20 protein-coding genes are annotated in these 26,256 nt (G+C 73.8%); 9 read left to right on the top strand and 11 right to left on the bottom strand.

From position 1 onward, the window contains the following. Position 1 precedes the first annotated feature (1 nt). From ACYVP9_RS18875 to ACYVP9_RS18860, 4 genes are read left to right on the top strand one after another with little or no spacing between them, the layout of a single operon-like run. Positions 2-1,567, top strand: coding sequence for an ABC transporter ATP-binding protein (locus tag ACYVP9_RS18875; RefSeq protein ID WP_460606486.1), 1,566 nt, complete (start codon positions 2-4; stop codon positions 1,565-1,567). Continuing rightward, positions 1,564-2,835, top strand: coding sequence for an ABC transporter permease (locus tag ACYVP9_RS18870; protein ID WP_460606485.1), 1,272 nt, complete (start codon positions 1,564-1,566; stop codon positions 2,833-2,835). The genes ACYVP9_RS18875 and ACYVP9_RS18870 overlap by 4 nt, the downstream gene beginning before the upstream one ends. Then, positions 2,832-4,298 carry an ABC transporter permease gene (locus ACYVP9_RS18865; protein ID WP_460606484.1) on the top strand — a complete coding sequence of 489 codons (1,467 nt, stop codon included), beginning with the start codon at positions 2,832-2,834 and terminating at the stop codon, positions 4,296-4,298. Before ACYVP9_RS18870 ends, ACYVP9_RS18865 begins: the two co-directional genes overlap by 4 nt. Continuing rightward, a complete protein-coding gene (locus tag ACYVP9_RS18860) occupies positions 4,295-4,684 on the top strand; it encodes a cytidine deaminase (protein WP_460606483.1) in 390 nt (129 codons plus the stop codon). The genes ACYVP9_RS18865 and ACYVP9_RS18860 overlap by 4 nt, the downstream gene beginning before the upstream one ends. 9 nt (positions 4,685-4,693) lie before the next feature. Here the strand turns inward: ACYVP9_RS18860 and ACYVP9_RS18855 are convergent, their stop codons facing one another. Beyond that, positions 4,694-5,455 carry a nucleoside phosphorylase gene (locus ACYVP9_RS18855; RefSeq protein WP_460606617.1) on the bottom strand — a complete coding sequence of 254 codons (762 nt, stop codon included), beginning with the start codon at positions 5,453-5,455 and terminating at the stop codon, positions 4,694-4,696. Positions 5,456-5,542: 87 nt separating this feature from the next. Here ACYVP9_RS18855 and ACYVP9_RS18850 point away from each other — a divergent pair, with 87 nt between their 5' ends. After that, positions 5,543-6,619 carry an adenosine deaminase family protein gene (locus tag ACYVP9_RS18850; protein ID WP_460606482.1) on the top strand — a complete coding sequence of 359 codons (1,077 nt, stop codon included), beginning with the start codon at positions 5,543-5,545 and terminating at the stop codon, positions 6,617-6,619. Here the strand turns inward: ACYVP9_RS18850 and ACYVP9_RS18845 are convergent, their stop codons facing one another. Together ACYVP9_RS18845 and ACYVP9_RS18840 are read right to left on the bottom strand one after the other, a co-directional pair. After that, the gene (locus tag ACYVP9_RS18845; RefSeq protein ID WP_460606481.1) at positions 6,620-10,414 is read right to left on the bottom strand and encodes an nSTAND1 domain-containing NTPase; all 3,795 of its coding nucleotides are present in this window, start codon (positions 10,412-10,414) and stop codon (positions 6,620-6,622) included. 266 nt (positions 10,415-10,680) lie between these two features. After that, positions 10,681-14,499 carry an nSTAND1 domain-containing NTPase gene (locus ACYVP9_RS18840; protein WP_460606480.1) on the bottom strand — a complete coding sequence of 1,273 codons (3,819 nt, stop codon included), beginning with the start codon at positions 14,497-14,499 and terminating at the stop codon, positions 10,681-10,683. 227 nt (positions 14,500-14,726) lie between these two features. Here ACYVP9_RS18840 and ACYVP9_RS18835 point away from each other — a divergent pair, with 227 nt between their 5' ends. After that, positions 14,727-15,386, top strand: a complete 660-nt coding sequence (locus tag ACYVP9_RS18835) for an NBR1-Ig-like domain-containing protein (RefSeq protein ID WP_460606479.1) — start codon at positions 14,727-14,729, stop codon at positions 15,384-15,386. Between the two features lie 21 nt (positions 15,387-15,407). On the opposite strand, the gene ACYVP9_RS18830 is transcribed toward ACYVP9_RS18835, so the two are convergent. From ACYVP9_RS18830 to ACYVP9_RS18820, 3 genes are read right to left on the bottom strand one after another with little or no spacing between them, the layout of a single operon-like run. Further along, positions 15,408-16,685, bottom strand: coding sequence for a glycoside hydrolase family 3 protein (locus ACYVP9_RS18830; RefSeq protein WP_460606478.1), 1,278 nt, complete (start codon positions 16,683-16,685; stop codon positions 15,408-15,410). A gap of 35 nt (positions 16,686-16,720) precedes the next feature. Next, positions 16,721-17,761 (bottom strand): LLM class flavin-dependent oxidoreductase, encoded by a 1,041-nt coding sequence (locus tag ACYVP9_RS18825; RefSeq protein ID WP_460606477.1) that lies wholly within the window; start codon positions 17,759-17,761, stop codon positions 16,721-16,723. 47 nt (positions 17,762-17,808) lie between these two features. Next, positions 17,809-18,846, bottom strand: coding sequence for a hypothetical protein (locus ACYVP9_RS18820; protein WP_460606476.1), 1,038 nt, complete (start codon positions 18,844-18,846; stop codon positions 17,809-17,811). A 106-nt stretch (positions 18,847-18,952) separates the two neighbouring features. Between ACYVP9_RS18820 and ACYVP9_RS18815 the strand changes: the two genes are divergently transcribed. After that, the gene (locus ACYVP9_RS18815) at positions 18,953-19,882 is read left to right on the top strand and encodes a lysylphosphatidylglycerol synthase transmembrane domain-containing protein (RefSeq protein ID WP_460606475.1); all 930 of its coding nucleotides are present in this window, start codon (positions 18,953-18,955) and stop codon (positions 19,880-19,882) included. A gap of 494 nt (positions 19,883-20,376) precedes the next feature. Then, a complete protein-coding gene (locus ACYVP9_RS18810) occupies positions 20,377-20,952 on the top strand; it encodes a helix-turn-helix domain-containing protein (protein ID WP_460606474.1) in 576 nt (191 codons plus the stop codon). Positions 20,953-20,962: 10 nt separating this feature from the next. Here ACYVP9_RS18810 and ACYVP9_RS18805 read toward each other — a convergent pair whose 3' ends face one another. From ACYVP9_RS18805 to deoC, 3 genes are read right to left on the bottom strand one after another with little or no spacing between them, the layout of a single operon-like run. After that, complete coding sequence (locus ACYVP9_RS18805) at positions 20,963-21,826, bottom strand: aldehyde dehydrogenase family protein (protein WP_460606473.1); 864 nt, start codon at positions 21,824-21,826, stop codon at positions 20,963-20,965. Next, positions 21,819-23,249 carry an aldehyde dehydrogenase family protein gene (locus ACYVP9_RS18800; protein WP_460606472.1) on the bottom strand — a complete coding sequence of 477 codons (1,431 nt, stop codon included), beginning with the start codon at positions 23,247-23,249 and terminating at the stop codon, positions 21,819-21,821. Before ACYVP9_RS18800 ends, ACYVP9_RS18805 begins: the two co-directional genes overlap by 8 nt. Position 23,250: 1 nt before the next feature. After that, positions 23,251-24,234 carry a 2-deoxyribose-5-phosphate aldolase gene (gene deoC / locus ACYVP9_RS18795; protein ID WP_460606471.1) on the bottom strand — a complete coding sequence of 328 codons (984 nt, stop codon included), beginning with the start codon at positions 24,232-24,234 and terminating at the stop codon, positions 23,251-23,253. A 52-nt stretch (positions 24,235-24,286) separates the two neighbouring features. Between deoC and upp the strand changes: the two genes are divergently transcribed. Continuing rightward, positions 24,287-24,910, top strand: coding sequence for a uracil phosphoribosyltransferase (gene upp, locus ACYVP9_RS18790; RefSeq protein WP_460606470.1), 624 nt, complete (start codon positions 24,287-24,289; stop codon positions 24,908-24,910). Between the two features lie 33 nt (positions 24,911-24,943). Here the strand turns inward: upp and ACYVP9_RS18785 are convergent, their stop codons facing one another. Next, positions 24,944-25,753 (bottom strand): endo alpha-1,4 polygalactosaminidase, encoded by an 810-nt coding sequence (locus tag ACYVP9_RS18785; RefSeq protein WP_460606469.1) that lies wholly within the window; start codon positions 25,751-25,753, stop codon positions 24,944-24,946. Beyond that, positions 25,750-26,250: a DUF427 domain-containing protein gene (locus tag ACYVP9_RS18780; protein ID WP_460606468.1), complete on the bottom strand. Its 501-nt coding sequence runs from the start codon at positions 26,248-26,250 to the stop codon at positions 25,750-25,752. Before ACYVP9_RS18780 ends, ACYVP9_RS18785 begins: the two co-directional genes overlap by 4 nt. Positions 26,251-26,256 lie beyond the last annotated feature (6 nt).

Below are 26,256 nucleotides of genomic sequence, written 5' to 3'. Positions count from 1 at the left end.
CGTGAAACTCGAGCTGCGCGGCATCACCAAACGCTTCGGCTCGCTGACCGCCAACGAGGCGGTCGACCTCGTCGTCGAGCCGGGTGAGATCCACGCGCTGCTCGGCGAGAACGGTGCCGGCAAGTCCACGCTGATGAACGTCCTCTACGGCCTCTACCGGCCGGACGAGGGCCAGATCCTGGTGGACGGGCGACCCGTCGAGTTCGACGGCCCGGGCGACGCGATGCGCGCCGGCATCGGCATGGTGCACCAGCACTTCATGCTGATCCCGGTCTTCACCGTGACCGAGAACGTCGTCCTCGGCCACGAGCAGACCGCGGCCGGCTTCCTCGCCCGCCGTCGCGCGCGCAAGCGCGTCGTCGAGATCTCGAAGCAGTTCGGTCTCGACGTGCCGCCGGACGCGCTGGTCGGTGACCTGCCCGTCGGCGTGCAGCAGCGCGTCGAGATCCTCAAGGCGCTCAGCCGCGACGCACAGTTGCTCGTCCTCGACGAGCCCACCGCGGTGCTGACGCCCCAGGAGACCGAGGAGCTCATCACCGTCGTGCGCTCGCTGCGCGACCAGGGCACGTCCATCGTCTTCATCAGTCACAAGCTCAACGAGGTGCGGGCGATCGCCGACCGCATCACCGTCATCCGCCGCGGCAAGGTCGTGGGCAGCGCCGAGCCGACGGCCTCGTCCGCCGAGCTCGCCTCGCTCATGGTCGGTAGGACCGTCAAACTCACCGTCGACAAGAAAGCCGCCGAGCCCGGCGAGCCGGTGCTGCAGGTCAAGGACCTCCGCATCGTCGACGACCAGGGCGTCGTGCTGGTCGACGACGTCGGCTTCGAGGTCAGGGCGGGCGAGATCTATGCGATCGCCGGCGTGCAGGGCAACGGCCAGACCGAGGTCACCGAGGCGCTCGTCGGCCTTCGCGCCCCCACCTCGGGCGAGATCCGCATCCAGAACCGGCGCGTCACGACGATGGGCACGGCCGAGGTGCTCGAGCTCGGTGTCGGGTACGTGCCCGAGGACCGCCTGCACGACGGTCTCGTCGGCAGCTTCACCGTCGCCGAGAACCTCGTGCTCGACATGTACGACAAGCCGCCGTACGCGAAGTCCGGCAGCCTGCAGCTCGACGCCATCGCGAAGAACGCCGCGCACCGCGTGCAGGAGTTCGACGTCCGGCCCGGGAACCCCGGCGCTGCCGGCAGCACGCTGTCCGGCGGCAACCAGCAGAAGGTCGTCCTCGCGCGGGAGCTGTCCCGTCCGCTGAAGCTGCTGATCGTCGCGCAACCGACGCGCGGTCTGGACGTCGGTTCGATCGAGTTCGTGCACCGCCGCATCGTCGAGGAACGCGACAAGGGCACCGCCGTCGTGCTCGTCTCGACCGAGCTGGACGAGGTGCTGGGTCTCGCCGACCGCATCGCGGTGATGTACCGCGGCGCGATCGCGGGCGAGGTCCCCGGCGGCACGCCGGCCGAGCAGATCGGCATGCTCATGGCCGGCAGCTCGGTCGCCGAGGCCGAGGCCGAGGCCGTGCCCCTGTCGGTGCACGCGGGCGAACCGGGACCAGGGGGTGCGGCGTGACGATCTCGATCGAGAAGCCCGGCGAGCCGGGGGACGCGGCGCCGCCGACCGCGCCGCCGGAGGGAAAGAAGCGCTCCCTCGGCCGGCGCCTGCTCGACGCCTACCTCTACGGCAACCAGGTCGTCGTCACGATCCTGGCCTTCCTGGTCGCCCTCGTGTTCGGCGCGCTGCTCATCGCGGTGGCCGACGCCCCGACGCGCGAGGCCGCGGGCTACTTCTTCCAGGAGCCCGGCGACACGTTCAGCCGCGCGTGGGACGCGATCTCCGCCGGGTACTCCGCCCTGTTCCGCGGTGCGATCTTCGACCCGGACTCGCTGTACTCCAACGGCGGCGTCGGCATCTTCGACCCGATCTCCGGCACGCTGCTGAACGCGGCCCCGCTGATCCTCGGCGGCCTCGCCGTCGGCGTCGCGTTCCGCGCCGGCCTGTTCAACATCGGTGTGCAGGGCCAGATCATCGCCGGCGCGATCTGCGCCGGCTACGTCGGCTTCGCGTGGCACCTGCCGGTCGTGATCCACGTGCTCGCGGCCATCGTCGCCGGGGTGATCGGCGGCGCGGTGTGGGGCGGGCTCGTCGGCGTGCTCAAGGCGCGCGCCGGCGTGCACGAGGTGATCTCGACGATCATGCTCAACTACGTCGCCTACTACCTGCTCGGTTACCTGCTCACCCTCGACGGCTACCAGGCGCCGAACCAGACCGAGGCCACGAGCCCGCGCGTCGACGCCAACGCCGACCTGCCCGGCCTGTTCGGACAGGTGCACTTCGGCCTCGTGCTCGCGCTGCTCGCGGCGGTCGCCTGCTGGTGGCTGCTCAACCGTTCGACGCTGGGTTTCTCGCTCAAGGCGATCGGCGCGAACGCGTTCGCCGCGCGCACCGCCGGCATGCGCATCGAGCGCGGCTACGTGCAGGTCATGCTCATCTCCGGTGCCCTCGCCGGGCTCATCGGCGTCTCGCAGGTGCTCGGTACCCGGCACGTCGTCACCCAGGACGTCGACGCCGGGTTCGGCTTCGACGGCATCACGGTGGCGCTGCTGGGCCAGGCCACGCCGCTCGGCACCGTCCTCGCCGGCCTGCTGTTCGGGGCGTTCCGCGCCGGCGGCGTGGTGATGAACTCCGAGACCACGACACCGTCGGACGTCGTCTCGGTGCTGCAGCCGGTCATCGTCCTGTTCGTCGCGGCACCGACCCTGATCCGCGGGCTGTTCCGCCTGCGGGCGGCGCGTGCCGGCACCGGCGGCGCCGCGCTCGCGAAGGGGTGGAACGGATGACGGCCACGGCGCCCGCCGGTCCCGGCATCTCCGATCTCGACACCGTCCACGAGGTCGTCGAACCGCCCGTGTCGAAGCGCAAGCAGTTGCTCGTCGGCGCCGGGTTCCTCGTCACCGGCCTGATCATCTTCTTCGCCTGGGGCCTGGGCGCGGACAACGGCAACGCCAACCTGAACTTCTCGCAGATCGGCGACCGCTGGACCGTCCCGGTCATGCGCGTCCCCGGCGGCGGCGTCGCGATGGTGATGGGCGCGATCGTCCTGCTGATCGCGGTGGGGCAGTTCGTGCGGCCGTACTCGCGCGGCCAGCGGCAGTGGGCGATCACCGTCACCGTCGTGCTGTTCCTGCTGTCGTTCCTGCTGTGGGCGGCGACGGGCTCGTCCTCCGAGCTGGCCGTCACCGGCCTCGTGCAGAACTCGGTGACCGCCTCGATCCCGTTCATCCTCGGCGCGCTCGCCGGCATCGTCTGCGAGCGCAGCGGTGTCATCAACGTCGCGATCGAGGGCCAGATGCTGCTCGGCGCGTTCGCCGGGGCGTTCTTCGCCTCGAGCGCGAGCAACCTCGGGGTCGGGCTGCTCGGCGCCGTGCTGGGCGGTGCGCTCATCGGCCTGCTGCTCGCGGTGTTCGCGATCCGCTACCTGGTGAACCAGGTCGTGCTCGGCGTCGTGCTGAACACCTTCGCGCTCGGCCTGACCAACCTCGGCTACCACTCGTTCATGCAGGACGACCAGGAGTCGTACAACTCCGGCGCGATCCTGTCGCCGATCAAGATCCCGCTGCTGGGCGACCTGCCCGTCGTCGGCCAGGCGCTGTTCAACGTCAACATCATCGTGTACCTGACGTACGGCCTCGTCGTGGCCGTGCAGGTCGGCCTGTTCCGCACCCGCTGGGGGCTGCGCACCCGTGCCGTCGGCGAGCACCCGAAGGCGGCCGACACCGTCGGCATCCGGGTCAACCGCATCCGCTACCGCAACGTGCTGATCGGCGGCCTCATCGCGGGCCTCGCCGGTGCCGCGCTGACGATCGGCGGGTCCGGACAGTTCAACAGCAACATCTCCTCCGGCAAGGGCTTCATCGCGCTCGCCGCGGTGATCTTCGGACGGTGGAGCCCCAAGGGCGCCATCGCGGCCGCGCTGCTGTTCGGGTTCACCGACCAGCTGCAGATCCTGCTCGGCATCGTCACCCCGCCAGTGCAGATCCCGTCCTCGTTCCTGAGCATGGCCCCGTACCTCGTCACGATCATCGCCGTGGCAGGCTTCGTCGGGCGGGTCCGCGCACCCGCCGCCGACGGCGAGCCCTACGTCGCCGACGGTGCGGCGAAGAAGCGCAAGGACAAGAAGCAGCGCACCGACCGCACGGCGCGCAAGACCCGCGCGACGGGCGCGTCCGTCACGGCACCGGCCGACCGGTCCGCGCCCGAGGACGCACCACCGCCCACGAAGGACCTCCGAGGAGACGCATGAGTGACATCGACTGGTCGACGCTGCGCCGTGCGGCGCTCGAGGCCATGGGCAACGCGTACGCGCCCTACTCGCAGTACCCGGTCGGGTGCGCCGCGCTCGTCGACGACGGCCGCGTCGTCACCGGTTGCAACGTCGAGAACGCGTCGTACGGCGTGGGTCTGTGCGCCGAGTGCGGTCTGGTGTCGTCGCTGCACGCCAGCGGCGGCGGGTCGCTCGTGGCGTTCGCCTGCGTCGACGCGCACGGCGACGTGCTCATGCCGTGCGGACGCTGCCGGCAGCTGCTGTGGGAGCACGGCGGTCCCGATCTGCTGCTCGACACCCCGGAGGGCATCAAGCAGATGATCGAGGTGCTGCCGCTCGCGTTCGGCCGCGAGAACCTGGGCTGAAGCCTGGGTCTAACGGGCCGCCGCGTCGGCGGCGGCCACCGCCACACGGATCGCGTTGTCGACCGCGGTGTCCTTCTTGCCGAGGTCGGGCGCCTCGGCCTCGGTGCGCTGGGCGACGATGCCGCACACGCAGCCGGCCCGGAAGCCGTAGACGACCCCCATCGTGAACAGCGTGCCGGCCTCCATCTCGAAGCCGAGCACGTTGAGGTGCACGTACTCGTCGATCAGGCCGCGCTGCCGGCGGATCAGGTGCGGGTTGGCCGACGACCCCGACCGTTCCTGACCCTCGAAGAACGTGTCCGTCGACGCCATCACGCCGACGTGGTGCTCGGCGCCGATCGACCGGGCCGCCTCGACGAGCCCGACGGTGACGAACGGGTCGGCGACCGCCGGGAACGACGGCGGCGCGATGTCGAGCGCGGCTCCCTGGTTGGTCACCGCGCCCGACGCGATCACCACCTGGCCGGTGCGCACGTGGTCCTGGATCGACCCGGCCGTGCCGATGCGGATCACGGTGTCGATGCCGAGTTGCACGAGTTCGTTGACCACGATGCTCAGCGACGGCGCCCCCATGCCGCTCGTGGCGCACACGACGGGCGCGCCGCCCGGCAGTGTCCCGACGAACGCGTCCAGACCACGGTTGCGGGCGAGCACGCGGCCGTCCGACAGGTACTTCTCGGCGATGAGCCGTGACCGGTCCGGATCGCCGCTGAGCAGGGCGGTGGTGGCGCCCTCCGGCAGGTCGGCGCGGCCGAAGCCGAGGTGGTACATGCGGGTGTCGTCAGGCTGCTCGTCGGGCACGGTGCGACTCTATTCCCGCCCGGAAGGCGACCGGGCGGGGATCGCTACCGTGGGCACATGCCCGCGCCACTCGACTTCGACACCATCCGCCGCGCGCCCAAGGTGCTCCTGCACGACCACCTCGACGGCGGGGTGCGTCCGGCCACGGTCCTCGAGCTCGCCGAGAAGATCGGCTACCAGGCCTTGCCGGCCCACGACGTCGACGCGCTGGCCGAGTGGTTCCGCGCCGCGTCCGACTCCGGGTCGCTCGAGCGCTACCTCGAGACGTTCGCCCACACCGTCGCGGTCATGCAGACGGTCGAGGGGTTGCAGCGCGTGGCCCGCGAGGCGGTGCAGGACCTCGCCGACGACGGCGTCGTGTACGCCGAGATCCGGTGGGCGCCGGAGCAGCACACCGACGAGGGCCTGACGCTCGAGCAGGTCGTCGAGGCGGTGCTGCAGGGGTTCCGTGACGGCGAGCGGCTCGCCGCCGAGGCCGGTCACGAGATCAGGGTCGGCGCACTCGTCACCGCGATGCGGCACGCCGCACGCTCGCGCGAGATCGCCGAACTCGCGGTGGAGTACCGCGACCGGGGCGTCGTCGGCTTCGACATCGCCGGCGCCGAGGCGGGTTACCCGCCCACCCGGCACCTCGACGCGTTCGAGTACCTGCGGCGCGAGAACGCCCACTTCACGATCCACGCCGGCGAGGCGTTCGGGTTGCCGTCGATCTGGGAGGCCATCCAGTGGTGCGGCACCGACCGGCTCGGGCACGGCGTGCGCATCGTCGACGACATCACCGCCGGCGGCAAGCTCGGTCGGCTCGCGCAGTACGTCCGCGACAAGCGCATCCCGCTCGAGATGTGCCCGTCGTCGAATGTCCAGACCGGGGCCGCGAAGTCGATCGAGGAGCACCCGATCGGCATGCTGCGCAAGCTGCAGTTCCGGGTCACCGTCAACACCGACAACCGGCTGATGTCCAAGACGTCGATGACCCGCGAGATGACCCTGCTGGCGGACGCGTTCGGCTACGGCTGGCGCGACCTGCAGTGGTTCACGATCAACGCGATGAAGAGCGCGTTCATCCCCTTCGACGAGCGGCTCGAGATCATCGACCGGGTCATCAAGCCCGGGTACGCCGCCCTGCAGGCCTGATCACCGGCACGGCGGGGTGTAGGCGGGGCCGGGCACGTACTTCGCCCACTCCTCCGGGGTGATCTCCGACCCGGCGCGGGCGCACACCAGCCTCGCGGCGGCGTCCGGGTCGAGCGTCCACACGGGTGCGGAGTCGGAGCGTCCGCTCGCGACGAGGTGCTGGCCGTCCGGGCTGAACCGGGCCGAGTACACCGAGCCGCCCACCCCCTCCAGGGTGGCGACCGGACGGGTGCCGGCGCCGACCTCGTAGACGCTCACGGTCGCGTCCGCGCTCGACACCGCGAGCAGCGTTCCGTCCTTGCTGAACGACGTCCCGTTCGCGTAGTCGGTCGGGCCGACCAGATCGCGGCCGTACCGGCGCGGTCCACCGGCGGCGCGCAGATCCCACACCCGGGTGGTGCCGTCGGAGCGGGTGCTCGCGAGCAGCCTGCTGTCGGGGCTGAAGGCGACGCCGCCGCCCTCGAGCGCCTCCCGGTTCAGACGGGCGGCCAGCGTCGGGCGGGCAGGATCCTTCACCGACCACACCCAGACGCGCGGGTCGTCACCGGTGGCGGCCACCTGCGCGCCGTCCGGGGACCAGGCGACGTCGTAGAACCGACCCGCGCCGCGCATGCGGGCGACGAGCGCGGGTGCGGCGGCGTCGCGGACGTTCCACAGCGACACCGTCCCGTCGTCACTGGCCGCCGCGAGCATCGTGCCGTCGGGGCTCGTCGTCATCGACTCGACGAGGTCGCTCGCGGCCCGGAACGGCGGGCCCCAGGCTCGGGGTTCGGCCGGGGCGGACAGGTCGAACAGCTGCACGTTGCCGTCGGCGTCGTTGAGGGCGGCCAGCCGGCCGTCCGGGCTGATCGTGCCGCCGCCGCTGGCGGGGGAGTCCGGCGTGGTCATGCCGAAGAACGGGGTGACGGGTCGCGGCGAGCCGCTGCCGACGTCCCACACGCGGGCCCCGCCGCCACCGCCCCCGGACGTCGCGAGCAGCCTGTCGCCGCGGCGGTCGAAGGTCAGGTTGTACGTCGGGGCCGGGCTGGGCACGCGGTCGCCGTGCGCGGGGATGACGTAGCTGATGCCGTTGCGGCACGACAGCAGCACCGCACCGGACGGCAGGTACGTGGCGGTCGTGATCTCCTTCGGCGCGCGCCGGCCGCCGCTCGGGGTCAGCCCGTCGGCGGCGAACGTGCGGAAGTTGCTGTCGTCGAAGCCGACCCCCAGCGTGCGGCCGTCGGGCGACAGCGTCAGCGTCTGCGCCCATCCCGAACCGTTCACGTAGCCGGTGGCGCGGATCGTTGCCGTCGCCGGGTCGATCGCGTTCACGTAGCCCGCCGAGTTGCCGGCGTAGAGCCGGTCGCCGCCGAACAGCAGCGCCAGCTGCAGCGATCCCTTCGTCTTGACCGTCGCGGGGGCGGCGCCCGGCCGGCGGGTGTCCCAGAGGTACACGCGCTCGGCGTCACCTCCGGCGGCGAACCAGCGACCGTCGGCGCTGCCGGCGAGCGCCCGCAGCGGGGTGTCGGCCGGCCATCCCGACGGCACCGGCAGCCGGCGGGGAGCCGCCGGATCGCCCATGTCGAAACGCTGCAGCGGACGCGCGCCCGAGCCGCCGGTCGTGAGCACGTCGCCCTCGACGAGCAGCGCGGCGGCGGTGGCGTCCTCGCCGAGGTCGACCGACCCGAGCGGACGGCCGGTGTCGACCGCCCACACGCCGACCCGTCCGGTGCCCGCCGCGGCGTACACGCGCGACCCGTCCGGGGAGAACGCGACGGCCGTGACGGCGGTGCGGCCGCCGACCGCGATCGTGCGCCGCACCGCGGGTGCCGCGCCGAGAGAGAGCAGCCGGACACGACCGTCGGCGGCGTCGCCGATCGCGGCCAGGCGGCCGTCGCGCGAGACCGCGGACGGGGTCACGCCGGGCTCGCCGACCACGCGGGTGACGAGCGGACGGGCGGACGCCTCGAGCACGGCGCTGCGCGCCTCGGGCGTTGCGGCGATGCGGTAGGCCGCCACCGCGAGTTGCTCGGCGAGCGCCGGGTCGGTGACCTGCAGCTCGCGGGCGCGCAGCGCGACCTGTCGTGACAGGGCGGCGTCGCGGGCCGTGGCCGCCTCTTGCCGCGCCTCGTCGGCGCTGGAGCGGGCCCGGAAGGCGAACGTCGCGAGGCCGGCGGCGACGACGAGCAGCACGACCACCGCGGCGAGCAGCCGCCGTAACCGCCGCGTGCGCCGCCGCGCGCGCTCGCGGTCGGCGTCGCGCGCCGCGACCCCGGCATCGACGTACTCCCGCTCGAGCGGGGTGAGCACGGTGCGCAGCGAGTCGGCGGTGGTCAGGTCGGCCGCCGCGGCGAGCCGGCCGCCGCGCAGCAGCAGCGCGTCGTCGCGTCCGGCGTGCTCCCACGCCACGGCCGCCTCGCTGACCTGCCGGTGCAGCTTGAGTCCGACGCGGTCCTCGTCGACCCAGCCGCGCAGCCGCGGCCAGGCCGACAGCAGCGCCTCGTGACTGATCTCGAGGCTGCCGTCGGTGGCCGTGAGCAGCCGCCGTCCGACGAACTCCGCGACGAGCTCGGGCCAGGCCGCCAAGGCGGTCTCGGCGTCGCGCAGTGCCTGCAGCTCGGGCCCGGTGACCCGGCGGCGGGTGACGACGACGTCGTCCTCGACGTGCACGAGGCGCAGGAACAGCGCCCGGGCGGCCGCCCGTCCGGCCGGGTCGAGAGCGGCGTAGGCCTCCTCCGCCGTGCGCTGCACCGCGCCGTCGATACCGCCGACGCGCCGGTAGTCGGCGATGGTGAGGGTGCGGCCGCCGCCGCCCTCCCAGGCGGCGAGCAGGGCGTGCGACAGCAGCGGCAGGGCACCCGGGTCGTGCGCGTCCGCACGGCCGTCGTGGGGCGCGAGGTCGGTGAGGACGAGCTCGACCAGGCCGTCCTCGACGTCGCCGCCGGCGGCACGGGCGGGACCGGTGATGGCCTCGCGCAGCTGGCCGGGCGCCAGCGGGCCGACGACGAACTGGGCGTCGCGCAGCACCGGCAGCAGCAGCGGCTCGCGGGTGGCGGTCGCGTAGAAGTCGGCCCGCATGCCCAGCGCCACGACCGTCCGCGGCGGCCCGGCCGCGAGGGCCGTCAACTCGACGAGAAAGGCCGCGCGGCTCGCGGGGTCGGAGGAGGTGAAGGCCTCCTCGAACTGGTCGACGACGAGCAGCCGGTGCCCGCTCGCGCCGTCGAGCTCGGCCCGCGCCGCCGCCAGGGTGGCGGACGGGTCGGGCCCGGGGGTCGTCACCGCCACCGTCCAGCCAGAGCCCGGCTGCCGCAACCGGGCGGCGACGCCGGCCCGCAGCAGCGACGACTTGCCGGAGCCGGATGCCCCGATGACGGCGAGCATGCCCGCGCTCGGGCCCGGATCGTGGCGCAGGTCGTCGAGCCGGGCGATGATCGCGTCGGTCTCGTCGGACCGGCCGAAGAACACGCCGGCGTCGTCGACGTCGAACGACGACAGGCCGGGATAGGGCGAGCGGGGACGGTCGCTCGGCTCTGCGGCGCCCGCCCGGCGCACCCGGTTCATCGCCGCCAGCCAGGCGTCGACCTCGTCCTCGCCGACGCCGCACTCGCGCAGCATCACCCGCACGCGCGGCAGGTAGGCCGGCGTCGGCAGGTTGCGCCCGCTGAAGTAGCCGCCGAGGGTCGTGTACGGGATCCCGGTGCGCCGGGCGAGCTCCCGGATGGTGAGACCGGTGTCCGTGCGCAGCTGCGTCAGCGCTGCCGCGAGCTCGCCGCGATCGTCCAGCCCGCGGGGGTCGGGCATCGTCCGCTCGGCCACTCACACTCCCTGCGGGTACGGCGGGCGCATCATGATCGGCTGCGCATCAGGGCATCCTAGGCCGCCCCGGGAGGCGTACGAGGTTTGTCCGAGAACTCGTGGACCGGGCCCGCGCGGGCGTGCGCGCTGCCAGCATCTGGTCAACCGTCGCCGGCCCGGGTCCTGGGGAGGAGCGGGACGATGGGTGTGCTGCGGGGCGCACCGCTCGTCCCGGACCGAGGCCGGCGACGGATGACCGGCCGCACGCGAGTGTCCCCGGACCCCGTTCAGCGGCACGGCGGGTCGTAGCGGGCGCCGGGCACGTACAGGGCCCACTCGTCCCGGGTGATCGGCGTGCCGGCCACGGCGCAGAGCCGGGTGCGGTACGCCGCCAGGTTCAGGTCCCACGAACGGATCGCCTCGGGCCGTCCGCCGCCCATCACCCGCGACCCGTCCGGCGACCACATCACCGCGAACACGTTGCCGGGCATCGAGGTCAGGGCGAGCTCCGGCACCCGCCGCGGCACGCCCCGCATGTCGTAGACCCGCACCGTGTGATCGGACGACCCCACCGCCAGCCGGTCGCCGTCCGGGCTGAAGGCCACCGAGAGGACGTAGTCGGACGGCCCGATCAGCCGGGGTCCGACCCGCGTCGGGCGTGCCGAGCCGTGCAGCTGCCACAGCAGCACCGTGTGGTCGGCACTGCCGACCGCGAGGCGGGACGAGTCGGGCGAGAACGCGACCGCGTAGACGTACGAGGCGAAGCCGCCGAGCGTCGCGACCCGACGCGGCCGGGCCGGGTCGCGCATCTCCCACACCCAGGCGCGACCGTCGCCGCTGGCCACCGCCAGGTAGCGGCCGTCGCGGCTGACCGCGGTGCCCAGCGCCAGCCCGCCGGTGCGCAGCGTGGCGAGCGGGCGGGGACGCGACGGGTCGGACACGTCGATGACGCGGGCGGTGTCGTCGTCGCCGGCGGCCACCAGCCACCGTCCGTCGGGCGAGAAGGTGATGGCCTCGAGCAGGCTCCCCGCGGTGAGCGCCTGCAGCCGCGCGAGGGGCCGCGGCCGTGCGGGGTCGCTGACGTCGTAGAGCAGCAGCATGCCGGTCTGGGTCCCGGCAGCGACGACCTCGCCGTCCGGGCGCAACCCGGCGGTGCCGCTGACGTCGGAGACGCCCGGCGGTGAGGTGATCAGCGGCGACGCCCGCCGCGGACTGTCCGGGTCGCTCAGATCGAGGATGCGGACCCCCGGCCGCGGCGTGCCGGTGGCCACCGCGAGCCGGGTGCCGTCCCGCGAGGCCTGCAGGTTGAACACGTCCCCGTCCGCGGGCAGGCCCGACCCGGCGGCGTAGGACAGCAGCGTGCCGTCGGCGGCGGTGCTCAGCACCGTCGTGCCGCCGGGACCGTAGGCCACCCCGGTCACCGGCCCCGGGTCACCGACCCCGCTCAGTTCGAGGCGCGAGCGAAGCGACCACTGGGTGACCGTGTTGTCGGACGCTCCCGCGACGAAGCGGTCGCCGTCGGGCGCCGCGGCCAGCACGGTGACCTGGCCGGTGCCGACGTCCAGGGGGGCGCCGTCGGCACGCAGGGTGCGGGCATCGACGACGAGCACCTGCCCGTCACGGTCGCCCAGCAGCAGCCGCCGGCCATCGGGCAGCCAGGCGAGGCCGTACAGCCCGCCCGTGCCGACGGGGCGGTGCCGCGAGCCGGTGACGGTGTCACCCCGCAGCTGCCACGTGTAGAGCGTGCTGTCGTCGCGACCGTCGGCGGCGAGGGTGCGGCCGTCGGGGCTGAAGCGGACCCGCAGGACGGTGACGGCCGGTCCGGCCGGCGCTCCGGGCAGCGCCGGCAGGGCGGACGGCGCGGCCGGGTCGGACACCGACCACAGCGCGACCGACCGGGCGCCGGTGCCCGCGACGGCGAGCAGCCGTCCGTCCGGGGAGAAGGCGACGTCCTGGACGTCGCCGGTGAAACCGGTCGGGATCTGCCCCCGCACCCGGGGACGCGCGCGGTCCGACACGTCGACGAGGCGGACGGTGCGGGACTCGCCGGCGATCGCCAGCAACCGTCCGTCCGGGCTGAAGGCGAGCGCGAACGCCTGCTTGGGGCGCGGGTCGGGCGGGCGGACGGTGGCCACCAGGCGAGGCACCGCGCGCGTGCGGTCGTACAGCGCGACGGTGCCGCTGGCGGCGCGGCCGACGGCGACCGTCCGCCCGTCGCGGGTGATCGCGAGCGGCGTCGGGCCCTGCTCGCCCAGCACCCGGGTGATCGACGGCCGGCTCGACTGGTCGACCAGCGTGCCGCGGGCGTCGTCCGACGGCGCCTCCCGGTAGGCCACGAGGGCGAGCTGCTGGGCCAGCGCCGGGTTCGACGCGGCGAGCTCGCGGGCCCGGCCGGCGATCTGCCGTGAGAGCGCCTCGTCGCGGGCGGCGCCCGCCCGGCGTTCCGCTGCGTCGGCGCTCGACTCGGCGTGCAGCGACAGCGCCGCCAGCCCGGCGGCGACGAGCAGCAGCACGCCCAGCGCGACCAGCTGCTGCTGCAGCCGGCGGGTGCGCCGACGGGCGGCGCGCTCGGCGGCCTCGCGCGCCGCGACCCCCGCGGCGACGTACTCCTGCTCCTGCCGGCTCAGGACCGTGCGGTGGCTCGGGTGGGCGGCCAGGTCGGCCGCGCCGGCGAGCAGGGTGCCGCGCAGCAGCAGCGACTCGTCCCGCCCGGCGCGCACCCAGCTGTTCGCGGCCTCGGTGACCTGGCGGTGCAGTTGCAGGCCGACGCGGTCCTCCTCGAGCCAGCCGCGCAGCCGCGGCCACGCCGACAGCAGCGCCTCGTGGCTGATCTCGAGGCTGCCGTCGGTCGCGGTGAGCAACCGCCGCTGCACGAAACCGGACACCAGGCCCGCGACGGTGTCGTCGTCCTGCAGGTCCTCCAGCTCGGACCCGGTGATGCGCCGGCGGGTCACGGCGACGTCGTCCTCGACGTGCACCAGACGCAGGAACAGCGCGCGCGCCGCCGCCTGCTCGTCGGGTCCGAGCGCGGTGTAGGCGTCCTCGGCGGTGCGCTGCACGGCGGCGCCGATGCCGCCGGCGCCGCGGTAGTCCTCGCGGGTGAGGGTGCGTCCGGTGCCCCGCTCCCACGCCGACAGCAGCGCGTGCGACAGCAGCGGCAGCGCGCCCGCGTCGTGGGCGTCGTCGCGTCCGTCGTGCGGGGCGAGGTCGGCGAGCACGAGGTCGACGAGCCCGTCCTCCACCTCGACGCCCGCGGCCCCGGCCGGCCCGACGATCGTCTCGCGCAGTGCCGCCGCGTCGAGCGGTCCGACGAGGAACTGGGCGTGCTGCAGCACCGGCAGCAGCACCGGCTCGCGGGCGGCCGTCGCGTAGAAGTCCGCGCGCATGCCGAGCACGACGATGCGCCCCGGCGCGCCCGCGGCCAGCCGGCCCAGGAAGCGCGCCCGGACGGCGGCGTCGACCGAGGTGAACACCTCCTCGAACTGGTCGACGACGACCACCTGACGGATCCCGTCCGCGGGGCTGCCGGGGTCCGGGAGGACGGCGAGCGGGTCGCTGCCCGGCGTCACCAGGACGACGTCCCAGCGCTGCGGGTCGCGCCGCAGCGCGGCGACCACCCCGGCCCGCAGCAGCGACGACTTGCCCGACCCGGACGGCCCGACGACGGCGAGCGTCCCGCGGCCGGGTCCGGGGTCGTCGCGCAGCCGCTCGAGCCACGCCAGGATGTCGGCCGTCTCGGCGGCGCGGCCGAAGAAGACCCGCTCGTCGGCCACGTCGAAGGAGCTCAGTCCGGGGTACGGCGACCCTGCCCGGGTGTCGGGGGTGGCGGCGGACGCGCGCGCCCGGCGGATGGCGTCGTCCCAGTCGTCGAGGTCGCCGTCCGGCACCCCGCACGCGCCGAGCATCGCGCGGACGCGCGGCATCTGCGCCGGCGTGGGCACGTTGCGTCCCGCGCAGTAACCGCCGACGGTCGTCCACGGGATGTCCGCCCGGCGCGCCAGCTGGCGGATCGAGAGATCGGCGTCGATGCGCAGCGCGGTCAGGGCCCGGCCCAGCTCGGTGCGGCTCGTGATCGCACGGGGGTCGGGGGGAACGCGTTCCGTCACTCGTCGAGCCCCCCGCTGTTCCCTCGTTCGTGATCGATCGTTCGCCGGATCGTAAGTCGCCCGAATTGAGCGAGTAACGGCCGATCGGACCTTGTCCGAGGCGGCGCGGCGTGTGTACGAGGTCGTACGAACCAGCGTGTGCAGGGCTCTCCGGGAGGGTTCTGGTTGCCATAGTCCGAACCGTGCTCGGCGCGCCGGTGCCGCGGCCGTCGGAAGGGAGCCGGGACGTGCAAGGGGAGTCGGGGGGACGTCCGGGGCAGGCTGCGGCACCGCCGCCGGGACTGTGGCAGCAGATCGGGTCGGACATGCGGCGGTTGCGCCGCGCCGCGGGGGTTTCGCTGCGCCAGGTCGAGGACCGGTCCGGGTACCGGCGGGGGACGCTGTCGCTGATCGAGACCGGACGGTCGCGCCCGAACCGGGGCATCGTCGAGTACTACGACGAGCACTTCGGCGGCGACGGCCTGCTGCTCAGCCTGTACGCCGAGGCGCGCGGCGCGCGCGGCAGCTCGGCCGGCGAGCGTCCCGAGCGGCGGGTGCCGGGCGACGCGATGCGCGTGGAACCCGGATCACTGCCGTTCGGGCAGCTCGTCGGCCCGGGGGAGCCGCTGGCCTCCGCGTGGACGCTGCACAACGCCGGCACCGTCGCGTGGGCCGACCGCGTGCTGCAACGGGTCGGCGCGCCCACGGCCCGGTTCGTCATCGAGAGCGCGCGGGCGGTGCCCCTGCCGGGCTGCCCACCGGGCGAGAGCGTCCGCGTCGAGGTGCCGTTCACCGCCCCGGCGTCCGAGGGATCGTTCGCTGCCTACTGGCAGATGGCGGGCGCGGACGGGTCGACGGCCCTCGCCCTCGACCCCCGGCTGTCGGTGCTCGTCGTCGTGCGGGCGTGAGCGGGGAGGCGCCCGCGGGCGTCAGCCGAGCAGGCCGCGGGCCTGCTTGGCCTCGAGCACGCGCAGCGCGGCGGCGTCCACCAGCCGACGGAAGGACGGGTTGGACCGGGCCTCGGCCAGCAACGCGCCGGTCATGGGCCCGGCATTCGAGCCGACCACGGTGAGCACCATGTCGCCGCCCGCGCGGACGAACTGCACCGCGCGCTGACCGGGCGTCAGGTACGACACCTGCCGGGCGGCGCCGACGTCGTCGCTGACGACGAGACCGCGGAAGCCGAGGGTGCCGCGCAGCAGGCCGGTGACGATCGTCCGCGAGAAGGCGGCCGGGGTGCCGGGATCGATGCGGGAGTAGATCGCGGTCGACATCATCACCCACGGCACGCCGGCGCGGATCGCGGCGCGGAACGGCGCGAGGTACGGGTCGTCGCGCGTGGTGACGGTGTCGGTGACGCCCCCGGTCTCGTCGGTGTTGCCCGAGACGCGGCCCAGACCCGGGAAGTGCTTGACGACCGGGTCGACGCCGGCGGTGCTCATGCCGCGGGCGTAGGCGAGCCCGTGGGACGTGACGGCGGCCGGGGTCGAGCCGTACTGGCGGTCGAGGTCACCGATGGGAGGGTTGGGCCCGCCGCCGGCGGGCACGGTGTCGAGCACGGGCGCCAGGTTCACGTTCACCCCCGCGGCGCGCAGCTGCGCGCCCCACTGCTGGGCGTCGGCGCGCAGCGCGCCGGGCGAGTACGTGCCCTGGACGGTGCCGCTCGGGATGCGGTCGAACCCCGGCCCCTGCAGCCGCTGGACCAGCCCGCCCTCCTGGTCGGTGGCGATGAACAACCCCGGCGCGGACGGCGCGAGGTCGCGCAACTGCGCGGTCAGCGACCGGACGGGCGCGAGGCCTGCCTGGGTGGTGCCGTCCAGGATCACGGACCCGACCGCGTACTGCGTGACGGCCGTGCGGGTCGCGTCGGCGAGCCCGGACGTCGGGCAGTCGATCATGATGAGCTGACCGACCCGCTGCCGCAGGCTCAGGGTCGCCAGCGTCCGCTCGGCGGGGGAGTCCGGGGTGTCGGTCGGGGTGGCGCTCGTGGTGTCGGACGGCGACGTCGACGCCGGCCGGCTGCTCGTACCGGTGGACGGCGCGGCGGACGTGCTCGGGCCCGTCGGGCCGGCACCGCCGCTCGACAGGGTGCGGGACGGCCCGCTGTCGCCGTCCGACGAGCAGGCGGTGAGGGCGAGCAGTCCGGCGAGCAGCGCGGCGAGCGGGACTCCGGCGAGCGGCGGGCGGCGACGCAGGGGCAGGGCCATGGGGCGAGAGTAGGGGCCCGTCCCTGCGAGCGACGTCAGCCCTGCTGCAGACCGAGCGGGAGTTCGTCGAACAGCCCGCGGACGAGTTCGAGCGAACGGATCCGGGCGGCGGTGTCGTAGACCTGCGTGGTGATCATCAGCTCGTCGGCGCCGGTCTGCTGGAGCAGTCGTGTCAGTGCGGCCCGGACGGTCGTCGGCGATCCGATCGCCTGCCCGTCGCGGCGCTGCAGCACGAACTGCTGCTCGTGGGGCGACCACGGGTAGGCGGCCGCCTGCTCCGGCGTCGGGGTCTTGCCCGGGTTGCCCTGGCGCAGCCGCAGGAACGACAGGGCGGACGGCAGCGCGAGCCGGCCGGCCTCCTCGTCCGTCGGCGCGCAGACGACCTGCACGGTGACCATCGCGTAGGGCTTGGTGAGCAGGCCGCCCTCGCGGAACGCGTCGCGGTAGGTCTGCAGCGCCGGCACCGTGTTCCTGCCGGCGAAGTGGTGCGCGAACGCGAACGGCAGGCCGAGCCGTCCGGCGAGCTCGGCGCTGTAGAGGCTGGAGCCGAGCAGCCACAGCGGCGGCTGGAGCTCGCCCTTCGGCACGGCGCTGACGCGTCCGGCGAACGGGTGGTCGGCGGGGAAGTCGTCGGCGAGGAAGCAGGCCAGTTCACCCAGCTGCTGCGGGAAGTCGTCCGGACCCTCGCTGGTGCCGCGGCGCAGGGCGTAGGCGGTCATCTGGTCGCTGCCGGGAGCGCGGCCGAGGCCCAGGTCGATGCGGCCGGGGTGCAGTGCGGCGAGGGTGCCGAACTGCTCGGCCACGGCCAGCGGCGCGTGGTTGGGCAGCATCACGCCGCCGGAGCCGAGCCTGATGCGTTCGGTCGCCGCGCCCACGGCGGCGAGCAGGACGGCGGGGGCCGAGCTGGCGATGCCCGGCATGCTGTGGTGTTCGGCGACCCAGAACCGGCTGAAACCGAGTTCGTCGGCGCGGCGCGCCAGGTCGACGGTCGCGCGGACGGCGTCGGTCGCGGTGGAGCCCTCCTCGACGGGCGCGAGGTCGAGCACGGACAGCGGAACGGGCGCGAGCTGGTCCATACCGGCCACAACGCGGCCCGCGCCGGGGGTGTTCCGTCCGGGACGGGTCAGTCGCGTTCCTCGAAGCAGCTGCGCACCTCGGCGACGAGGTCGGCCCAGTCGTCCTTGTTGACCGTCGGGCCGTCGAGGACGTCGGTGTCGGCACTCAGGCCGCAGAACTCGGCGAGCTCGCGCAGCACCTCGGCGCCGCGCGACGACGGCTTGCGCAGGTCGTACACGGCGTCCTCGGTGGGCTCGAACATGTCGTCGTCGGCGTCGGCGAGCTCCGACCACCACTCGAGCTTGACGAGGCGGTGCTCCTTGGCCTCCCGGCAGTACAGGGCCAGGTCGGCGACCTCGGTGAAGACCGACACCTTCTGGTCGTCGCCGAGGAACTCGACGCGCACCTCGTCGCCGTCCGCGTGCACCGGCACGTCGCCGCGCACGGTCAGGTAGGTGACGTCGGAGAACTGCAGCTCGACGGGCTCGGCGCCGACGCGGTCCCAGACGGTGCCGTCGTCTTCGATCTCGGTATCGGTGAAGTCGCCCTGCCAGTTGAGCCAGTCGTCCACGCGCTTGACCGCGCGCTCCCACGACTCGGCGATGGTGTCGCCCAGCTCGTTCCAGCGCTTGCGGCCCTCGCGGCCCTGGTAGCTGACGTCCTCGTCGACGAGTTCGGCGAACGCCGGCGTGCCCTCGACGAGGCGGCGCAGCTTGCCGTCGTCGCAGCAGTCGGCGATGCGGCCGACCATGTCGACGACGTTGGCGAGGTGGGAGATGTTCAGCGGGTCGGGCTCGCCGGAGGCCCACTCGTAGACCTGGTCGAGGTCGTAGCGGTCCTCGAGCGACGGGCGCAGGTCGGCCGGCGTCGAACGCAGCACCTGGCCCCAGCCGGGGTGGTCGGACAGGTCGTTCTCCTCGCCCGAGGCGATGAAGGTCGCCAGCTCGTCCGCGCTGGGGTAGACCAGGATCTTCGCGCCGTCGCCGAGGAAGCCCTGCCACTCCTCGCCGTCCTCGTCCTCCCACGGGGGCGCGTACAGCGTGATGCCGGTGCGGTCGTTGACGGTGAGCGCGATCGGGACGATGGCGGCGGCGGACGACGTCATAGCCCGGAACCTACCCGTGCCCCGATGAGGGGTAGGGGTACCACTACCCCGGCAATGGGGTGATGCACCCACAGACATCGGGGCGCGCGCACGACAGGCTCGTCACGTGAGCGTGACGACGGTCGAGAACCCGCGGCGGACGGCTGCGCACGCGCTCGTCCTCGTCGCGTGCGTCGGGGTGCTCGTCGTCCAGCTGCGCGACGTCTCGTTCACGCGCATGTTCGTCGACGTCCGCCCGCTGTGGCTGCTCGCGGCCGTCGCGGGGTTCGTGGTGTCGCTCGCGGCGGCGGCCCACAACATCAGCGCCTTCGCGCCCCTGCGGCTGCGGGCCGTCGACACGCTGCGGGCGCAGCTCGCGATCGGTGGGTTGCGGGTGATCGCCCCCGCCGCGGTCAGCACACCCGCCATCGGGACGCGGTTCCTCGTGCGCAGCGGGCTCGAGACCCCGACCGCCCTGACCGTCGTCGCCGTCGCGCAGATCGTGCAGCTCGTCGCGACCGTGGCGGTCGTCGGGGCGATCGCCGGCTTCGCGGCCGGGGACGTCGATCTTCCCGGTCGATCGGGCCTGCTGGTCGCGCTCGCCGGGGCGGTCGTGCTCGCCGTCGCCGTGGTGGTGGCCCGGCACGTGCCGCGGGCGCGCGCGGTGCTCGTACGGACGGTCGCGTCGGCGCGCACGGTCGGTGCCCACCTGCGCGCCCACCCGGTGCGGGCGGTCACGGGCCTCGGCGCCTCCGCTGCGCTCACCCTCACGCACGTCGCCGCGTTCGCCTGCTGCGTGATGGCCGTCGGCGGCCACGCGTCGCTGCTCACGCTGACCGCCGTCTACCTCGCTGCGTCGAGCGCGGGGTCGCTCGTGCCGACGCCCGGCGGCATCGGCGCGGTCGAGACCGCGATGATCTCCGGCCTCGTCGCGGCCGGCCTCGGGCCGGACGCCGCGACCGCCGCCGCGCTGCTCTCCCGCCTGGTCACCGTCTGGCTGCCGGCCGTGCCGGGCCTCGTCGCCCTGCGCGGCCTGCGGCGCGACGGACTGCTCTGACGATCGACACCTCCCTCTTTCTTGGTCCTCCTGCTCTGCCCGCATACGTGCACAAGGCAGGACCCGGCGTTCCTTCTGCTCTGCCCGCATGGGTGCGCACAGCGGGACCCGGCGGTCCTCCTGCTCTGCCCGCAAGGGTGCGCACAGCGGGACCCGGCGGTCCTCCTGCTCTGCCCGCATGGGTGCGCACAGCGGGACCCGGCGGTGTTTCTGCTCTGCCCGCATGCGTGCGGGGGTTGCGACGTGCGCGCTGTGCGCGTTCGGGCGGGCAGAGCAGAAGGGTGGCGGGCGTACCTGGTGCGCACGGACGCGGGCAGAGCAGAAGGGTGGCGGGCGTACCTGGTGCGCTCGGACGCGGGCAGAGCAGAAGGGCGGACGGAAGGGAGGGTGCCGTCGGCCGCCGGTTGTCCACAGCCGGCAGCGTCCGGCGCCGGCTGTCCACAGGACGGCGGACGGGGCCCTCCCGGGCCGGCGGCCCGGGGCACAGTGGGGGCGTGACCGCTGCCGACCCGCTCCGATCGAGTTCCAGGCGACGCCCGCGCCCGGCGGAGGCGCGACGGGAACGGGCCCGCGAGCTGGGGTTGGCCGCGCGCGAGGCCGACCCCGAGCCGTCGGTTCGAGCGGGTACCTGGTTGCGGGCGATCCGGCGTCACCGGCGGCTCAGCCAGCGGGAACTGGTCGAGCTCTCGGGCCTGCGGCGCTCGACGGTCGAGCGCATCGAGGCCGGCACGACCGTCCCGCGTTTCGACACCGTGCTGCGCCTGCTCGACGCCACCGGGTGCGGGCTCGCGCTGATCGACCACCGCGGGCGTCCGCTCGTGCTCGATGTCGAGCACGAGCAACTGCGCGACGGGGCGGGGCGACGATTTCCGGCGCACCTGCCCAGCGGGCCCACGCCGAGCGAGTACGAGGGCGGCTGGTGGGGGTGGCGCACGATCGCGTGGGACCCGCTCGATCGCGACTGGGTGCCGCGCAACACGTTCTGGCGCCGCAACGCGCCGGCGGCCCGCCTCGATGCGCGCTGGTCCGGTGAGGGCGAGCGGGGCCTGGTCTGGGACGACGCGACGTGACCGAGCGCGCTCAGACCCCGATCGGGTGCCAGACGGTCTTGGTCTCGACGAACGCGTTGAGGCGGACGAGGCCCGGGTCGTCGGTCCACCGGCCGGCGCGCGGCACGTAGGTGCGCTTGACGTTGTCGGCGGCGGCGCGCTGCAACTCTGCTCGCTGCTCGGGAGCGGCGCCGGTGAGGTCGAGCGCGTTCACGTCGCGGTGGGAGGCCAGCCACGGCGCGAGCTCGGCGACGCTGCCGGTCAGCAGGTTCACCACCCCGCCGGGCACGTCGGACGTCGCCAGCACCTCGGCGAACGAGATCGCGGGCAGCGGGTGGGCCTCGGCGGCGACGACCACCGCGGTGTTCCCCGTCGTCAGCACCGGAGCGAGTACCGACACCAGCCCGAGCAGCGACGAGTCCTGCGGCGCGAGCACGCCGACGACGCCGGTCGGTTCGGGCAGCGTGAACGAGAAGTACGGTCCGGCCACCGGGTTTGTGGCGCCGACGACCTGCGCGTACTTGTCGGCCCAGCCGGCGTAGTGCACCCACCGGTCGACGGCGGCGTCGACCTGTGCCTCGGCGCGGCGTGCCGTGACGCCCTCGGACGCCTGCACCTCGGCGACGAACTGCGCGCGCCGTCCCTCGAGCATCTCGGCGACGCGGTACAGCACCTGTCCCCGGTTGTAGGCGGTCGCGGCGGACCAGCCGCCGAAGGCCGAGCGCGCCGCGACGACGGCGTCGCGCACGTCCTTGCGGGACGCCTGCGCCGCGTGCGCCAGCAGCGTGCCCTTCGCGGACGTCACCGGGTACGAGCGACCCGACTCGGACCGCGGGAACTTGCCGCCGATGTAGAGCTTGTACGTCTTGCGCACGTCGATCCGGTCGTCAGACATCGAGGTATGCCTCCAGCCCGTGGCGACCGCCCTCGCGGCCGAACCCGGACTCCTTGTAGCCGCCGAACGGCGCGGTCGGGTCGAAGCGGTTGAACGTGTTGGCCCACACGACGCCGGCGCGCAGCTTGTTCGCCATCGACAGGATGCGCGAACCCTTCTCGGTCCACACTCCCGCCGAGAGTCCGTACGGCGTGTTGTTGGCCTTCGCGATCGCCTCGTCCGGGGTGCGGAACGTGAGGACGGTGAGCACCGGCCCGAAGATCTCGTCCTGCGCGATGCGGTTCGCCTGGCTGACGTCGGTGAAGACGGTGGGCGGGAACCAGAAGCCGCGCTCGGGCAGCTCGCACGGCGGCGACCAGCGCGTGGCCCCTTCGGCCTCGCCCTCGTCGGTGATTGCGCGGATCCGCGCCAATTGCTCGGCGGAGTTGATCGCGCCGACGTCGGTGTTCTTGTCGAGCGGGTGGCCGACGCGCAACGTGCTCAACCTGCGCTGCAACGCCGCGATCAGCTCGTCGGCGATCGACTCCTGCACGAGCAGCCGCGACCCCGCGCAGCAGACCTGACCCTGGTTGAAGAAGATGCCGTTGACGATGCCCTCGACGGCCTGGTCGAGCGGCGCGTCGTCGAACACGATGTTCGCGGCCTTGCCGCCGAGTTCGAGCGTCACCTTCTTGCCGGTGCCGGCGACCGACCTCTGGATGATCTTGCCGACCTCGGTCGAACCGGTGAACGCGATCTTGTCGACGTCGTCGTGCTCGACGATCGCCTGCCCGATCGACGGGCCGCCCGCGAGGATGTTCACGACACCCGGCGGCAGGTCGGCCTCGGCGACGATCTCGGCGAGCACCAGCGCCGTCAGCGGCGTCGTCTCGGCCGGCTTGAGCACGACGGTGTTGCCGGTGGCCAGCGCGGGCGCGATCTTCCACGCCGCCATGAGCAGCGGGAAGTTCCACGGGATCACCTGACCGGCGACACCGAGCGGACGCGGCGCGGGACCGAAGCCGGCATGACCGAGCTTGTCGGCCCAGCCGGCGTAGTAGAAGAAGTGCGCGGCAGCGGTCGGGACGTCGACGTCGCGCGACTCGCGGATCGGCTTGCCGTTGTCGAGCGACTCGAGCACGGCCAGCTCGCGACCGCGCTCCTGGATGGCGCGCGCGATGCGGAACAGGTACTTGCCGCGCTCGGCCCCGGACATCGCCGACCACGGCCCGTCGAACGCGCGGCGGGCGGCGCGCACGGCGTCGGTGACGTCGGACGGCCCGGCCTCGGCGACCTCGGCCAGGGGCTGCTCGTCCGCCGGGTCGATCGTCTTGACCGCCTCGCCGGACCCGTCGCGGAACTTCCCGTCGACGAAGATCTGGTAGCTCGGCTTCAGGCGCGCGATGTCGCGTGACTCGGGTGCCGGCGCGTAGTCGAAGGGCATGTCAGTCCACCGAGACGTAGTCGGGGCCGTCGTAGTGGCCGGTGGCGAGTTTGTGCCGCTGCTGCAGCAGGTCGTTGAGCAGGCTGGACGCGCCGAAGCGGAACAGGTGCGGGTCGAGCCAGTCGTCGCCGACGGTCTCGTTGACCATGACGAGGTAGCGGACGGCCTCCTTGGTCGCCCGGATGCCGCCCGCCAGCTTCACGCCCCGCTTCTGCCCGGTCGCGGCGGCGAAGTCGCGGACGGCCTCGAGCATCACCAGCGCGACCGGCGGGGTGGACGCGGGCGACACCTTGCCGGTCGAGGTCTTGATGAAGTCGCCGCCCGCGAGCAGCGCCAGCCACGACGCCCGACGGGCGTTGTCGAGGGTGACCAGCTCGCCGGTCTCGAGGATCACCTTGAGGTGCGCGTCCCCGCATTCGGCCTTGGTCGCCACGATCTCGTCGTAGACCTGCTTGTAGCGCCCGGCGAGGAACGCGCCGCGGTCGATGACCATGTCGATCTCGGTCGCGCCCGCGGCGACGGCGTCGCGCACGTCGTGCAGCTTGGTCGCGAGCGCCGCGCGTCCGGACGGGAACGCCGTCGCGACCGAGGCGACCTGCACGCCCGAGTCGCCGAGCGCGGCGACCGCCGTCTCGACCAGGTCGGGATAGACGCACACCGCCGCGACGGCCGGTGCCGACGGGTCGGACGGGTCGGGGCGGCGCGCCTTCGCGCACAGCGAGCGCACCTTGCCCGGGGTGTCGGCACCCTCGAGCGTGGTGAGGTCGACCATCGAGATGGCGGTGTCGATCGCCCACGCCTTGGACGTCGTCTTGATGCTGCGCGTGGCGAGCGAGGCCGCCCGGCCCGCCGCGCCGACCTGGTCGACGCCGGGCAGGCCGTGCAGGAAGCGGCGCAACGCCGCGTCGTCGCGGGTCGCGCTCTCGAACTCGGCGGGAGCCGGAGTGGACAGCTCGGCGGGAGCCGGAGTGGACAGGGCCGTCATTCCGGTCAGTCTAGGTCTCCGGCCGCCGACCCCGGCGGTCTAGAGTCGCCGGGTGCAGACGACCGTCGTCGACCATCCGATCGTGCAGGCCCGGCTCACCGTGATGCGGGACGAGCGCAGCAGCAACGCCGACTTCCGCAGCGCGCTGCGCGAGCTGGCCACGCTGCTCGTCTACGAGGCCGCCCGCGACCTCGAGCGCGCGGACGTCCCCATCACGACCCCCGTGTCGCCGACGACCGGCACCGGCCTGGCCAACCCGCCGCTGCTGGTGCCCGTGCTGCGGGCGGGCCTCGGCATGGCCGAGGCGGCGTTCAACCTGCTGCCCGAGTCGCAGATGGGCTTCGTCGGCCTCGCCCGCGACGAGCGCACCCACGAGCCGACGCCCTACATGGCCTCGCTGCCCGACTCGCTCACCGGGCGTCCGGTGTTCGTGCTCGACCCCATGCTCGCGACCGGCGGGTCGCTGCTGCACTGCCTGCGCCTGCTCGCCGACCGCGGCGCCACCGAGCTGACCGTCATCTGCGCGCTGGTCGCGCCCGAAGGCCACCGCGCGCTCGAGGAGTCGGGCCTGCCGATCCGGCTGTTCACCGCCAGCATCGACGAGAAGCTCAACGAGAACGCCTACATCGTCCCCGGCCTCGGCGACGCCGGCGACCGGCAGTTCGGGCCTCGTTGATCCGCAGCTGATCCGCACCTGATCCGCAGCTGATCAGCAGTACGCGTACCGGTACGCGGCCTTCCCGCGCGCGACGACGTCCCGGTCGCGCAGGATGATCGACGCCCGGCCGTGCCGCTCGGAGCAGGCCCGGCGGAACGCCGTCCGCCCGTTGTCGGTGTACTCGACCTCGAGCACCCGCGCGCCGTAGTACCGCGCGTACCGCCCGCACTCGCGATAGACCTCGCACTCCTCGGCGACGGCGAAGTCGAACCCGTGCCGCCGCAGCCACGACGACTCCTCGACCGTGTTCTTCTGCGCGATCGCGAGCCCACGCACGTGCGCCCGGTGGGCGAGGGCGTAGGCGAACCAGAGGTTGTCGCTGCGGGTGATCGCCCCGCGCACGCCCCGGCGCGTCCACGAGTCGAGGTTGTCGGGTTCGACGGCGGCGAAACCCTTGCGGGCGCAGCCGTCGATCCAGGGGCCGACGACGCGCAGCAGCGCGGCACGCTTCGCCGGGGTCGAGGTGTCGAGGATGTACTCGCCGGGCCAGCCGGGGTCCTGCACGAGCTTCCCGCCGACCCGCAGCAGCAGCGTCGGGTGCTTCGCGCGCCAGAACCCGTTCTCGTCCGGCTGCGTCTGGAAGGCGTTGACGTAGCAGATCGAATAGCGGCCGGGCGCGGGCTTCGCGCTGCGGTCGCGGTCGACGATGCGGACGGCGCGGACGGGCGCGTACGGCCCGCCGATCTGGTAGTCGAACACGCCGGCCGCGGGCGGCGGGCGCCAGCCCGGTCGCGCGACGGCGGGCACGGACCCGGCGGCCAGCGCCAGCAGAACGACCGCCAGCGGGACGAGCCGCCTCACCACCCCCACGTGCCCTGCCCGCCCTTGAACGGGCCCACGACGTCGTCGGTGATCCAGCCGCCGTAGAACCCGCCCTCCTGCGGCCGCACCCGCTCGTCGTCGACGAAGCACTCGAAGGCGGACGGGTAGAAGGTGACGAAGCCGCGGATCGCGGCGAAACCAGCTGTCGGGTGCTCGTACGACCACGCCTGCGCCTCGACCGTCCGGTCGCCGACCGTGACGTCCCAGTAGGTCGCCTCGCCCTTCCATTCGCAGTACGACCCGCCCCGGCGCGACCGGGACAGGACGCCCGGGGTCGCGTCCGACGGCGGCAGGTACCAGGTCGGCGGGTGGCTCGTCTCGAGCACGCGGTAGGCGCCGCGGGTGTCGACGACGGTCTCGCCGTCGAGGCGGACGACGACGTGCTTGTCGGACGGGACGCAGGCCGGCGGGCGGGGGTAGTCCCAGACGGACTCCTGTCCGGGGCCGGGTGTGACAGGCTGCACGCGGGACGGCATGGCACC

Source organism: Jatrophihabitans fulvus (assembly GCF_054781375.1).
This window is presented reverse-complemented; position numbering and strand designations above follow the sequence as displayed.